The following is a 13308-nucleotide window of genomic DNA, read 5'->3' as shown; positions in this document are numbered from 1 at the left end:
TCCATCACTTCGCCGGACACGGCATCGTGCGCGCCGAGCGGAGCAAAACCGCCGATGGAGAGCGTGATGAGCAAGCGGGTTGCGGTGATCGGTGCGGGCATGGGCGGGCTGTGCGCCGCGATCAAGGCTCGCGAGGCCGGCCACGACGTCACCGTGTTCGAGCACGCCGATTCGGTTGGTGGCACGTGGCGTGCGAACCGCTACCCCGGCGTCGCGTGCGACGTGCCGGCAATCCTCTACCAGTTTAGCTTCGCGCCCAATCCCAATTGGAGCCACAATTACGCGCGCGGGGCGCAGATCCACGACTATACCAAGGGTCTGGTCGAGCAATTTGGGCTGCACGACGCGCTGCGCCTCAACGAAGGGGTGTCGAGCGCGACGTGGGACGGCGCGGCGGGCGAGTGGATCGTCGAGACCGAGCGCGGCGCGACCGAGCGGTTCGACGCGATCGTTCCCGCGCTCGGCCAACTCAGCCGACCGTGCTTTCCCGACATTCCCGGTGTCGAGGATTTCGCCGGGCCGAAATGGCATGCGGCGGCGTGGGACGACAGCGTCGATCTTGCCGGCAAGCGTGTCGGTGTGATCGGGTCGGCCGCCAGCGCGGTGCAGTTCATTCCGGAAATCGCGAAGGAGGCGGGGCACCTCGTCGTCTTCCAGCGTACCCCTAACTGGGTCGTGCCGCGCAACGACCAGCATGTCACCGACGAAACCAAGGCGCTGATGGCGACCAACATCGACGTCGCGATGAAGCTCGGCGCGGCGCAGCGCGCGATGATCTTCGACAATGCCGACAATTTCTTCTGGCAGGCGTTCAAGTGGACGCCCGAAGGCCGCGCCGCCTACACGCGCACTGCGCTCGATCATCTCGAGGCGCAGGTGCCCGATCCCGACCTGCGTGCGAAGCTGACCCCTGATTACCCGATCGGGTGCAAGCGCATCCTCATCACCGACGATTTCTACCCCGCGCTGATGCGCGACAATGTCACGCTCGAAACCGTCGGGATCACGGGCATCGAGGCGAACGGCGTGCGCACCGCCGATGGCTTCCACGAGCTCGACGTGCTGATCTTCGCCACTGGTTTCGAGACCACGCAATGGGACTGGTCGATGTCGGTCACCGGCGAGGGCGGGCGCACGTTGAAGGACACGTGGCGCGAGGGACCGGAAGCATATCTTGGCATCATGGTCGCGGGCTTTCCCAACATGTTCATCCTCTATGGACCGAACACAAACCTCGGGCATAATTCGATCAGCTTCATGATTGAGCAGCAGGTCGGCTACATGCTCAGGACGCTGGAACTGGTCGAGGACAGCCAGGCGAAGGCAGCAGCGGTGAGCGAGGACGGGCAGCGGCGCTTCAACGAGCGGATCCAGCAATTGCTGTCGAATACCGTATGGGCCGATCCGCACTGCCGCAGCTGGTACAAAGCGGCGAACGGCCGCGTGTACCAGAATTGGGCCGGCGACTGCGCGAGCTACGCCGAGATGACGGCAACGGTCGATCGCGAGGCCGTGCTGGTGCGGTAGGAGCCCGCGTCCGCTAGCCTGGGTCAGACAGGGAAAGCGCTGGCCGGGCTGTCGGGCAGGTTCGCGAGCGAGGCGCGGCTTATCCGTCGCTGACGCGCTCGATATCGGCGCCGACCGCCGACAGCTTCTCCTCGAGCCGCTCATAGCCGCGATCGAGGTGATAGACGCGCGCGACCGACGTCTCGCCCTCCGCCGCAAGCCCGGCGAGAATGAGGCTCATCGACGCGCGCAGGTCGGTCGCCATGACTGGTGCTCCAGCGAGCCGCTCGACCCCGCGTACCACCGCGGTGCGCCCGCTCACGGTGATGTCCGCGCCCATCCGCGCCAGCTCGGGCACGTGCATGTAGCGGTTCTCGAAGATCGTCTCGGTCAGCACGCTCGCGCCCGTCGCCTTGCACAGCATCGCCATGAACTGCGCCTGCATGTCGGTGGCGAAGCCGGGGAAAGGCGCCGTCGTCAGCGTCAGCGGCTGCAGCGGACCCTGCGCCGTCACCGTCACCGCATTCTTCTTGAGCTCGACCAGCACGCCCGCATCGGCGAGCGCGGACAGCGTCGCGCCCATACTCTCGGCATCGACGTTGAGGAGTTCGAGGCTGCCCCCGGTGATCGCCGCGGCGCAGGCGTAGCTGCCTGCCTCGATCCGATCGGGCATCACCGCATAGGTCGCACCGTGCAGCCGGTCGACCCCCTCGATCTCCAGCGTCTCGGTGCCGATCCCCTCGATCTGCGCGCCCATCGCGACGAGGCAGCGGCACAGATCGACGATCTCGGGCTCGCGCGCGGCATTCTCGATCCGCGACGATCCCTTCGCCGTCACCGCCGCCATGACGACGTTCTCCGTCGCGCCGACCGAGACGACGGGGAAGCGATACCGGCCACCGCTCAGACGCCGCCCGCCCGACGCGGTCGACGGCGCGCGTGCGGTGACGTAGCCCGCGCTCATCTCCAGCTCCGCACCGATCGCCTCCAGCGCCTTCAGGTGCAAGTCGATCGGACGGTTGCCGATCGCGCATCCGCCCGGCAGCGAGACGCGCGCCTCGCCGGCGCGCGCGAGGATCGGGCCGAGCACCAGGATCGACGCGCGCATCTTTCGAACGATGTCGTACGGCGCTTCGGTCGAGGTCAGCTGGCCGGCGCGGATCGTCATCACGCGGCCGAACTCGTCGGGGCGCGTGCCCTCGATCGCGGTCGATGCACCGAGCTGGTTGAGCAGGTGGCCGAACCCGTCGACGTCCGCCAACCGCGGCAGGTTGCGCAGCGTCAGCGGCTGGTCGGTCAGCAGCGCGCACGGCATCAGCGTCAGCGCGGCGTTCTTCGCGCCCGAAATCGGCAACTTGCCCGACAGCCGCTGGCCGCCGCGAATGAGAATACGATCCATCCGCCGCGTCTACCCAACCGCCGCGCCCTCGCCAAGCGACGGGTGCGTAACGGTGTTGATCGACTTTAATGCGCCCTCCCCGAGGGTGCGACTAGCGTCGCGGCTATAGAAGGGGATCGTCACCGGGTGCCAAGCAGTTCTTTCGCCGATCGGCTCGGCGAGCATGTGGTTCTGACCGAAGAGGAACGAACGGCGCTCCAGCGGCTGGAGGATCGCGAACGCGCGCTGCGGCGCGGCAGCGCGCTGTGGCGGGAGAACGATGCGGTCTCCGACGTCTTCTTCCTGAAGCGCGGCATGCTGATGAGCTTCGTCATCCTCAACGACGGCAGCCGTCAGATCCTGCGCTTCATCTTTCCGGGCGATATCGTCAGCCTGTCGACACTCGCCTATACCCGCGCGACCGAGACGATCTCCGCCCTGGCAGACAGCGTCGTCGGGATGTTCGACCGTCCGGCGCTGACGCGCGTTCAGCGCGATCACCCGCGCCTGTACGCCGGTATCATGGCGCTCGAGCAGGTAACGTGCGCCGCGCTCAGCGATCGGATCGCAAGCCTCGGCCGCACCTCGGCGCGCGCCCGCGTCGCGTCGGTGCTGCTCGAGATTCGAGACCGTACACGCCGGCTCGATCCAACCTGCACCACCAGCTTCACGCTGGGGCTGACGCAGGAGGAGATCGGCGATGCGACCGGGCTGACCGCGGTGCACGTCAACCGCATGCTGCGGCAGCTGGAGGACGAGGGGTTGATCGCGCGCGACGGTGCGCGCGTGACGCTGATCGACGAGGCGCGGCTCGTGCGCGCGGCGCACTACATCGATCGTGCGGGCAGGGTCGACCTATCGTGGCTGTCGTCCCCGGCGTAGCGCCGGACGACGCTATTCGCCGGTCAGCGCAGGCGGTCGACGAAGCCGATGACGTGTTCGTAAGCGGCGCGATCCTCCTGTCCGAAGCGCGCGGCGAGTGCCGCGGCGTCACCCCCCACGGTGCGCGATCGCCACAGCGCGATCTGATACGCCTTGCGCTCGGTGCCGCACGCCTGCTCGGTCTGCAACGCGATCGTCGCGGTCGTGCCCGTGCTCGCCATCGCGACCTGCGCGTAATCCTCGAGGCAGGCGTACCACGCGGCGCGCTCGGGCGCGGCAGGGACGGCAGGCGCAGCCGCGTCCGCGGCGAGCGCAATCAGCAGGGGAGAGAGGAACGGCAACGCGCTAGCGACCCGGCGGTCAGGCCTTCTCGAGCGTGCATTGCAGCGGGTGCTGGTTCTGCCGCGCGAAATCCATCACCTGGCTGACCTTGGTTTCCGCCACTTCGTAGCTGAATACGCCGCACACACCGACGCCCTTCTGATGGACGTGCAGCATCACGCGCGTCGCCTCTTCGGACGTCATGCGGAAGAAGCGCTGCAGGCACAGTACGACGAATTCCATCGGCGTGTAATCGTCGTTGAGCATCAGGACGCGATACGGCGTCGGCTGCTTGGTCTTGGCGCGGGTACGCGTCGCGATGCCGACGCCGGTTCCCTCACCGCCATCGTCGCGCCGCTCGGCCATGGTGATCGGAAGGCTGGTCATGGTCACGCCGCAAAATATGGCAAGCGGGCGGGCGAGGGCAAGGGCCCGTCGTCCGAACACGTCACCCATCAAACGAAAACGACCGGGACAGGATATCCAGGCCGCAGACGAAAACGGGCGGCCGCTGCGAAGCGACCGCCCGGTTACGCGGTTACTGAAGGACGACGCGGGTTACGCGGCGACCTTGATCTTCTCGGCAGCGAGCGCAACGCGGTTCGAGATCGGCTGGGCGATCTCACCGGCGAGCTTTAGCGCCGCTTCGGTCGAGCGCGAGGCTTCGGCGACGAACGCGTCGAACGAGGTACGCGCATAGTCGCTCTGCAGCTTGAACAGTTCGGTCGGCGACTTCACCGTCGTCATCGACTTGAACGCGCTCGACGCATGCTCGAACGAGGTCTTGGCATAGGCAGCGGCGTTCTGGCCCATCTGCTCCATGCCCTTGGCAGCGATCTTCGACGATTCGACGATCGCCTCGATGTTGCCCTTGTTGAAGGTGGCGACGTCCTCGAGCGCGCGCGCGCCCTTCTCCATCGAAGCCTTGGCGCGCTCGTTCACGTCGGCGAACGCGGTCTTCGTCTTGTCGGTCATCATCTCGATCGTTTCGACCATCTTGAATTCCTTCATCCTGCGGACCGCCGGAGCGGCTGACTGATTGGGTTCGGCAACGGGCTGCGCGTCTGCGACGGTCTCGGGTGCGGGCGCGGCAGTCTTGGCCACGGCCGGCTTCTTGGTGGCCGGCTTCGCGGTCGGCGCCTTGAGCACCGGCGGCACCGGGCTGGGCCCGTCTTCGGCATTCGGCACGACGATCTCATCGAGGCTGATCGGCGTCGGGATATCGGTCATGCGTGAAAGCTCCACAATGCTGCACTGCACAAATAGGCGGCTGCTTACATCGATGCAAGTGTCTTTTGTGCGCTGCAGCAATAAAGCCGCAATCAGCGCGCGCGAACGTAGCGTCCGGGCGCCGGCTCGATCGCGGGAAGTGCACCTTGCCCCGGCTGCCGCGCGCCGTCGGCGGCGACACGCGCCGCATCATGCGCCTCCAGCCAATCGAACCAATAGGCCCACCAGCTACCCTTGGTCTCGGTCGCGCCGGCGACGAACGCGTCGAGTGTGTCGGCGGGCGCGTCATTGGTCCAATATTGGTATTTCTGCGCCGACGGCGGATTGACGACCCCGGCGATATGCCCCGATCCGGCAAGCAGGAAGCGCACGGGCCCGCGGAAATGCCCAGTAATCTCCCACACGCTCTCCGCCGGGGCGATATGATCCTCCCGCCCCGCCTGGACAAAGCTCGGCGTCGCGACGCGCGTGAGGTCGATCGGCGTGCCGTCAATCGACAGCGCGCCGGGCTTCACCAGCAGATTGTCGCGATACAGGTCGGTCAGGTAGCTCCGGTGCCACTTCGCCGGCAGGTTGGTAGTGTCACCGTTCCAGTGCAGCAGATCGAACGGCGCGTAGTCGTTGCCGAGCAGGTAATTGTTGGTGACGTAGTTCCAGATGAGGTCGCGCCCGCGCAGCAGGTTGAACGTCGCCGCCATGTAGCGCCCGTCGAGATAGCCCTCGCCCGACAGCGACCGCACCAGCGCCAGCTGCTCGTCGTCGACGAAATGCTTCAGTTCGCCCGCGCGCGCGAAATCGACCTGCGCGGTGAAGAAGGTGGCGCTACGCACCTTGTCGGCTTCGCCGCGCGCGGCGAGCAGCGCGAGCGTCGCGGCGAGCGTCGTCCCCGCGACGCAATAGCCGATCGCGTGCACCGCCGGCACGTCGAGCAGCGCGCGGATCGTGTCGATCGCATCGATCTGCGCGGCGACGTAATCGTCCCACACCATGTCCTTCATCGTCGCGTCGGCGGACTTCCACGATACCATGAACACGGTGATCCCGCACTCGACGCACCAACGGATGAAGCTCTTTTCGGGCGTCAGGTCGAGGATGTAGAAGCGGTTGATCCACGGCGGGAAAATGACCAGCGGCGTGGCGAGGACGTCAGGCGTCGCCGGCGCATATTGAATCAGTTCGTAGAGCGGGGTGCGGTGGATCACCTGGCCGGGGGTGACCGCCAGGTTGCGGCCGATCTCGAACGCGCCGCCGGGCGTATGCGTCAGCTGCCCGCGGCCCATGTCGGCGAGCATATGCTGCAGGCCCTTGAGCAGATTCTCGCCGCGCGTCTCGATCGTCTTGGCGATCACCTCGGGATTGGTCAGCGCGAAGTTCGACGGGCTCATCGCGTCGACGAAGCCGCGCGTTGCGAAGCGCAGCTGTTCCTTCTGCCGCTCGTCGACGCCGTCGAGCGCGTCGATCCCGCGCAGCATATGATCCGAGATCAAGAAGTACGACTGGCGGATCCAGTCGAACATCGGATTGTCGCGCCACGCGTCGGCCTTGAAGCGCTTGTCGCGCGCCTGCGCGCCGGACTCCTCAGGCTTCGGCCGGGCGGGATCGAGGAAGCGCTGCCACAGCGCGAGGCTGTCAGCCCAGAAATCACGTACCTGTGCGGCGAGCGGATTGGCGGCGGGCGCGGCGTCGAGCGTCGCCAGCCCCTGTTCCAGCATCATCTGCTGCGCCCGCCCCATCACCCACGTCCAATGCTGGAGATCGGCGAGGCTGGGGACGGAAGCGCCGGCGACGGCTTTCGTCGGCGCATCGGGGGCGCCTGCATCGGAGCCGGTAGCGGAATGGGGTCGATCGGTCATGCAATCCTCTTCCACCCAACAGCATAGCACGGCTTCGCGGCGGCGAAACCCCGGCTGCCTTCCGCTCGCCCGATGCAGCCGCTATGCCGGGCGCTCCCGAAACGAGGGTACGCCCATGTCCGACGAATTCTACCGCATCAAGCGCCTGCCGCCGTATGTCATCGCCGAAGTGAATGCGATGCGGGCCGCGGCGCGTGCGGGCGGCGAGGACATCATCGATCTCGGCATGGGCAACCCCGATCTGCCGCCGCCGCCGCACGTCATCGACAAGCTGGTGGAGGTGGCGAAGAAACCCGACGCGCACGGTTATTCGGCGTCGAAGGGGATCCCGGGGCTGCGCCGCGCGCAGGCCAATTACTACGGTCGCCGCTTCGGCGTCGACATCGATCCCGAGACCGAGGTCGTGGTGACGATGGGATCGAAGGAGGGGCTCGCCAGCCTCGCCACCGCGATCACCGCGCCGGGTGACGTCGTGCTCGCGCCCAACCCGAGCTACCCGATTCACACCTTCGGCTTCATCATCGCCGGCGCGACGATCCGTGCGGTGCCGACGACGCCCGACGAGCGCTATTTCGAAAGCCTTGAGCGCGCGATGGCCTTCACCGTCCCGCGGCCGAGCATCCTCGTCGTCAACTACCCGTCGAACCCGACGGCGGAGGCGGTCGATCTCGCCTTCTACGAGCGGCTGGTCGCCTGGGCGCGCGATAACCAGGTGTGGATCATCTCCGACCTCGCCTATTCGGAGCTTTATTACGACGGCAATCCGACGCCCTCGATCATGCAGGTGAAGGGCGCGAAGGACGTCGCGATCGAGTTCACTTCGCTCAGCAAGACCTATTCGATGGCCGGCTGGCGGATCGGCTTCGCAGTCGGCAACAAGACGCTGATCGCGGCGATGACACGCGTCAAATCGTATCTCGATTACGGCGCCTTCACGCCGATCCAGGCGGCGGCCTGCGCGGCGTTGAACGGCCCGCAGGACATCGTCGAGCAGAACCGCCGCCTCTACCACAAGCGCCGCGACGTGATGGTGGAGAGCTTCGGCCGCGCCGGCTGGGACATCCCGTCCCCGCGCGCCTCAATGTTCGCCTGGGCGCCGCTGCCGCCCGCACTCGCGCACCTCGGCAGCCTTGAATTCTCCAAGCAGATGCTCACCCACGCCAAGGTCGCGGTGGCACCGGGCGTCGGCTACGGCGAGAACGGCGAGGGGTTCGTGCGCATCGCGATGGTCGAGAACGAGCAGCGGCTGCGCCAGGCGGCGCGCAACGTGAAGAAGTATCTCGCCAGCATGGGCGTCAACACGCCGGCGCGGAACGCGGGTTGAGCCACCCGTCCGTACGGCGGCCGCAACGCGATCGCCGCGTCGCGGGCCGCCGCGGCGAGCCTGTGCGATCGCCGGTGCAGCCGGTCGCCGCCACGTGATCGCCGCGTACAACCCGCTCTACTCGCTCGTGGGCGTACTCGTGGGCATGCTCGTCGGGCTGACCGGCGTCGGCGGCGGATCGCTGATGACGCCGCTGCTCGTGCTCGCCTTTGGGTTTCATCCGGCGACCGCGGTCGGCACTGATCTGCTCTACGCCTCGGCGACCAAGACCGTCGGCGGCGCGGTGCACGGGCTGCGCGGCACGGTGGACTGGGCGATCGTCCGCCGGCTGGCGATCGGCAGCGTGCCGGCCGCGGCGCTGACGCTGCTGGTGCTGAGCCGGGTGAACGCGCACACCAGTGAAACGGGCACGACGATCGCGGCGGTGCTGGGAATCGCGCTGATCCTGACCGCGCTCGCCACTTTCTTCCGTACGCGGATCGTCGCGCGCGTCGGGCCGCGCTTTCGCGGCATGAGTGCGCGGCGGCTGGCGGGGCTGACGGTGCTGCTCGGGGCGCTGCTCGGCGTGCTCGTCTCGCTCACCTCGGTCGGGGCGGGCGCGCTCGGCATGACGGCGCTGCTGATCCTCTACCCCACGACGCCGATCAACCGGCTGGTCGGTTCGGATATCGCGCACGCGGTGCCGCTGACGCTGATCGCGGGGACTGGGCACTGGTGGCTCGGCTCGGTCGACGCCGCGCTGCTCGTTTCGCTGCTGGCGGGTTCGATCCCGGGAATCGTGCTCGGCAGCGTGATCGCCTCGCGCGTCACCGACCGCGTGCTGACACCGATCCTCGCGACGACGCTCGCCGTCGTCGGGCTCAAGCTGATCCTGTAGCAGCGCGTTCACGCAGCGACGCGGCGCGGACACTGCCGCCGCCCACGCCCCTAACAGACACAGGTATCAGGATCATCGCATGACCCGTCCCGGCTTCGCCTTCTCGACCGCGCTCAAGGTGCGCTACGCCGAAATTGACGGCCAGCGCGTCGTCTTCAACTCGCGCTACCTCGAATATGCCGACGTCGCGGTCACCGAATATTGGGACTGGACCGGGATCGCCCACGCGCTCGGCGAGACGTGGCGCGAGATGGAGTTCCACGTCCGCCGCGCCACCGTCGATTATCTCAAGCCGCTGATGCTCGGCGACACCGTCGACGTGTCGGTGCGGATCGACCGCGTCGGCACGTCGAGCATCACCAAGCGCTTCGAACTCGCCAATCAGCACGGTGATCTTTGTAACGTGATCGAGATCGTCAGCGTCAACGTGCACCTGCCCACCGGACGCCCGGTGCCGATCGACGGCGACGTACGCCGCTTCATCGAGGCGCTGGTGGTGGCGCAGCCCGATCGGGTGGCGTAGAGTCGCGGCGATGCTAGAGATGCGCCCCGATTGCGAACGCTGCGGCACCGATCTTCCCGCCGACGAGGGCGGGGCGTTCATCTGCTCGTTCGAATGCACCTTCTGCGCCGACTGTGCCGATGCGATGGACGAGCGCTGCCCCAACTGCGGCGGCGAACTGCTCGACCGCCCCGCGCGCGTCGGTGCGGCGCTGAAGAAACATCCCGCCTCGATGACGCGGTTCCACAAGGGGTGAGCCGGGCGGCCCGCCCGCTGCCGGTCGTCCGATCGACAGGCGCGCCGCGAGGTCGTCGATGACGGCGCGGATCCTCATCGTCGCCGGCTCCGATTCGGGCGGCGGGGCGGGCATCCAGGCCGATATCCGCACCGTCACGATGCTGGGCGGCCATGCGATGACGGCGGTGACCGCGATCACCGCGCAGAATACGCTGGGCGTGCAGGGCGTCCACCCGATCCCGCCGGCGATGGTGGTGCAGCAGATGCGCGCCTGCCTCGACGATATCGGCGCCGATGCGGTGAAGATCGGGATGATCGGATCGGCCGAAACGGTGCATGCGGTCGCGGGCGTGCTCGAAGGATTGCGCGGCGTGCCGATCGTGTTCGATCCGGTGATGATCGCGACGTCGGGATCGGTGCTCGCCGACGACGCGACGATTGCCGCGTTCGATCGGCTGATGCGCGGCGCGACGCTCGTCACCCCCAATCTGCCGGAGCTCGCGGCACTCGGGGGCGAGGCGGCGGTACTCACGACCGGCGCGGCGTTGCTCGCCAAAGGCGGGCACGCGGAAGGGGCGACGATCACCGACCGGCTGATCACGCGTGACGGCGAGGTCGCGCGCTGGTCCGCCCCGCGGATCGACACGCCGCACACGCACGGCACTGGCTGCACGCTGGCGAGCGCGATCGCGGAAGGATTAGGCCGCGGCCTGCCGCTGCCTGCGGCGGTCGATTGCGCGCGACGCTTCGTGCGCATCGCGCTCAAGGACGCGCCGGGGCTCGGCAGCGGGCACGGCCCAATGGGGCATCACAAGGTCCGCCTCGACTGCGATCTCGGGGGCGCGACGATCAATCAGGTGACGCTCCCCGCGACCAACCACGCAGCCAGCTTCGCCTTCTATCGCGCGCTCGGCCTCACCCCGATCGTCGACAGCGGCGGCCGCTACGCGCGGTTCGAGAGCGCGGGTGGCACCACGCTGTCGATCGAGGCGGCAGCGGAGGTCGACGAACGGGCGATCGTGTTTCTCGAGGTCGGCGATCTTGATGCCGCGGTCGCTGCGGCGCGCGCGCAGGGTATCGCGGTCGCCGATCCGATCGATCAGTCGTGGGGCTGGCGCGAGGCGGCGCTCGTCGATCCCGCGGGCAATCCGCTTCGTCTCTACACCGCTGGCGAGAACCGCCGCTTCCCGCCATGGCGGGTCGCATCATGCCCGGATTGAAGCACGAACGCCTGTATCTCGCCCCCGTCGCCGGCGTCGACGAAGCGGGGAGGGGGCCGCTCGCGGGGCCGGTGGTCGCCGCCGCGGTGATCCTGCCCCAACGCGGTGTGCCGCGCGGGATCGATGATTCGAAGAAGCTCGTCGCCGCCGAACGCGGGCGGCTGTGCGCGCGAATCACTGATTGCGCGACCGTCGGTATCGGCATCGTCGAGGCGGACGAGATCGATGCGCTCAACATCTACTGGGCGACGATGAAGGCGATGACGCTGGCGGTCGATCAGCTCGCCGCTACGCTTGGCTGCCCGCCGGGGCACGTGCTGGTCGACGGCAACCGCCTGCCGCGCTGGGGCTATGCCGCGACGCCGATCGTCGGCGGCGACGCGTTGAGCCGCTCGATCGCCGCCGCCTCGATCGTCGCCAAGCATACGCGCGACACGATCATGCTCACGCATCACGAATCATATCCGCACTACGACTGGGCGTCGAACAAGGGCTATGGCGCGCCCGCGCACCGCCGTGCGCTGGCCGAGCACGGGCCGTGTCCGCTGCACCGGCGCAGCTTCGCCCCGGTCGCCCAGACGGTTCTGCCGCTCTAGAGTCTTTTGCGCCACACCCCACGGCTTGAGTCAAATCGTGTCGGCGGACTCAATATCTGGGAGGGGCCGCGCAATGTTCCGCCGCGTTAACGAATTCGCAACCGCGATCGTTAACCAATGTACGCTTGACGACGAGTCCACCGCGCGGCGACCATCGCGTGCGAACAGGGGGAATCAATGGGGGTCATCGAGAAGACGCGCGTCCGCCGCGTGAAGGCAGCGCCGTCGGCGCCGGCCGCGGCCGCGCCGGCAGTCCTGCCGCTGGACGAGATCCTGATGGGCGACTGCATCGCGCACATGCGCGCGCTGCCGGCGAAGTCGATCGACATGATCTTCGCCGATCCGCCGTACAATCTGCAGCTCGGCGGCGAACTGTTCCGGCCCGACGGCAGCCACGTCGACGCAGTGACCGATGATTGGGACAAGTTCGACAGCCTGAAGCATTACGACGCCTTCACCCGCGCGTGGCTGGCCGAGGCGCACCGCATCCTGAAGGACGACGGCACGATCTGGGTGATCGGCAGCTATCACAACATCTTCCGCGTCGGCGTGGCGGTGCAGGATCTGGGCTATTGGATCCTCAACGACATCGTGTGGCGCAAGAACAACCCGATGCCCAATTTCCGCGGCACGCGCTTCACCAACGCGCACGAGACGCTGATCTGGGCGTCGAAGGGCGAAAAGGCGAAATACACCTTCAACTACCGTTCGATGAAGACGCTCAACGACGAACTGCAGATGCGCTCCGACTGGGAATTCCCGATCTGCGGCGGGCAGGAGCGGCTGAAGGACGCCGAGGGGCACAAGGTGCATCCGACGCAGAAGCCTGAGGCGCTGCTGTACCGCATCCTGCTCGCCTGCACGAAGCCGGGCGACGTGGTGCTCGATCCGTTCTTCGGCACCGGCACGACCGGGGCGGTCGCCAAGCGGCTCGGCCGGCGCTGGATCGGCGTCGAGCGCGAGGCCGATTATGTCGCGGCGGCGCGCACGCGCATCGCCGCGGCGCTGCCGCTCGACGAGTCGGCGCTGACGACGATGCAGAGCCCGCGCCAGCAGCCCAAGGTGGCGTTCGGCGCCTTGGTCGAGAACGCGTACCTTCCCGCCGGCAGCATCGTCACCGACGCCAAGCGGCGCTGGCGCGCCACCGTGCGCGCCGACGGCAGCCTGGCGAGCGAGTGCGGCACGATCGGCTCGATCCACAAGCTCGGCGCGACGCTGCAGAACGCGCCGGCGTGCAACGGCTGGACCTTCTGGCATTACGACGCGGGCGGTGCGCTGGCGCCGATCGATACGCTGCGTCAGACGTATTTGCTCGCCACGCAGGTTTGATGGCCTGACCAAGGACGGGCGTGCGGCAGGCTTGCCGGCCGGTGCCGCGCGAC

14 protein-coding genes are annotated in these 13308 nt (G+C 67.7%); 9 read left to right on the top strand and 5 right to left on the bottom strand.

Annotation, left to right across the window (positions count from 1 at the left end; translation table 11 throughout):
- Positions 1 to 66 precede the first annotated feature (66 nt).
- Positions 67 to 1527 carry an NAD(P)/FAD-dependent oxidoreductase gene (locus B7L05_RS04690; RefSeq protein ID WP_305852072.1) on the top strand — a complete coding sequence of 487 codons (1461 nt, stop codon included), beginning with the start codon at positions 67 to 69 and terminating at the stop codon, positions 1525 to 1527.
- A 79-nt stretch (positions 1528 to 1606) separates the two neighbouring features.
- Here the strand turns inward: B7L05_RS04690 and murA are convergent, their stop codons facing one another.
- On the bottom strand, positions 1607 to 2905 hold the full coding sequence (gene murA / locus B7L05_RS04685) for a UDP-N-acetylglucosamine 1-carboxyvinyltransferase (protein WP_085809021.1): 1299 nt from the start codon (positions 2903 to 2905) through the stop codon (positions 1607 to 1609).
- A gap of 126 nt (positions 2906 to 3031) precedes the next feature.
- Here murA and B7L05_RS04680 point away from each other — a divergent pair, with 126 nt between their 5' ends.
- Positions 3032 to 3766: a Crp/Fnr family transcriptional regulator gene (locus tag B7L05_RS04680; RefSeq protein ID WP_085809020.1), complete on the top strand. Its 735-nt coding sequence runs from the start codon at positions 3032 to 3034 to the stop codon at positions 3764 to 3766.
- A 23-nt stretch (positions 3767 to 3789) separates the two neighbouring features.
- On the opposite strand, the gene B7L05_RS04675 is transcribed toward B7L05_RS04680, so the two are convergent.
- The 4 genes from B7L05_RS04675 to B7L05_RS04660 form a co-directional block, all read right to left on the bottom strand.
- On the bottom strand, positions 3790 to 4107 hold the full coding sequence (locus tag B7L05_RS04675) for a hypothetical protein (RefSeq protein WP_085809019.1): 318 nt from the start codon (positions 4105 to 4107) through the stop codon (positions 3790 to 3792).
- 19 nt (positions 4108 to 4126) lie between these two features.
- On the bottom strand, positions 4127 to 4453 hold the full coding sequence (gene clpS, locus B7L05_RS04670) for an ATP-dependent Clp protease adapter ClpS (protein ID WP_085809018.1): 327 nt from the start codon (positions 4451 to 4453) through the stop codon (positions 4127 to 4129).
- A 192-nt stretch (positions 4454 to 4645) separates the two neighbouring features.
- Complete coding sequence (locus B7L05_RS04665; RefSeq protein ID WP_085809017.1) at positions 4646 to 5317, bottom strand: phasin family protein; 672 nt, start codon at positions 5315 to 5317, stop codon at positions 4646 to 4648.
- Positions 5318 to 5409: 92 nt separating this feature from the next.
- Entirely contained in the window at positions 5410 to 7170 is a 1761-nt protein-coding gene (locus B7L05_RS04660; RefSeq protein ID WP_085809016.1) for an alpha/beta hydrolase, read from the bottom strand.
- Positions 7171 to 7285: 115 nt separating this feature from the next.
- Here B7L05_RS04660 and B7L05_RS04655 point away from each other — a divergent pair, with 115 nt between their 5' ends.
- The 7 genes from B7L05_RS04655 (at position 7286) to B7L05_RS04625 (ending at position 13255) form a co-directional block, all read left to right on the top strand.
- Complete coding sequence (locus B7L05_RS04655; protein ID WP_085809015.1) at positions 7286 to 8494, top strand: LL-diaminopimelate aminotransferase; 1209 nt, start codon at positions 7286 to 7288, stop codon at positions 8492 to 8494.
- Positions 8495 to 8591: 97 nt separating this feature from the next.
- A complete protein-coding gene (locus B7L05_RS04650; protein ID WP_085809107.1) occupies positions 8592 to 9371 on the top strand; it encodes a sulfite exporter TauE/SafE family protein in 780 nt (259 codons plus the stop codon).
- Between the two features lie 79 nt (positions 9372 to 9450).
- Positions 9451 to 9894, top strand: coding sequence for a thioesterase family protein (locus B7L05_RS04645; protein WP_085809014.1), 444 nt, complete (start codon positions 9451 to 9453; stop codon positions 9892 to 9894).
- A gap of 10 nt (positions 9895 to 9904) precedes the next feature.
- The gene (locus B7L05_RS04640) at positions 9905 to 10129 is read left to right on the top strand and encodes a DUF1272 domain-containing protein (protein WP_085809013.1); all 225 of its coding nucleotides are present in this window, start codon (positions 9905 to 9907) and stop codon (positions 10127 to 10129) included.
- A 58-nt stretch (positions 10130 to 10187) separates the two neighbouring features.
- A complete protein-coding gene (gene thiD, locus B7L05_RS04635; protein WP_085809012.1) occupies positions 10188 to 11330 on the top strand; it encodes a bifunctional hydroxymethylpyrimidine kinase/phosphomethylpyrimidine kinase in 1143 nt (380 codons plus the stop codon).
- Entirely contained in the window at positions 11318 to 11926 is a 609-nt protein-coding gene (locus B7L05_RS04630) for a ribonuclease HII (protein ID WP_085809011.1), read from the top strand. The genes thiD and B7L05_RS04630 overlap by 13 nt, the downstream gene beginning before the upstream one ends.
- Positions 11927 to 12103: 177 nt before the next feature.
- A complete protein-coding gene (locus B7L05_RS04625; RefSeq protein ID WP_085809010.1) occupies positions 12104 to 13255 on the top strand; it encodes a site-specific DNA-methyltransferase in 1152 nt (383 codons plus the stop codon).
- Positions 13256 to 13308 lie beyond the last annotated feature (53 nt).

It is taken from the genome of Sphingomonas sp. TZW2008, assembly GCF_002117915.1.
GTDB lineage: Bacteria > Pseudomonadota > Alphaproteobacteria > Sphingomonadales > Sphingomonadaceae > Sphingomonas.
This window is presented reverse-complemented; position numbering and strand designations above follow the sequence as displayed.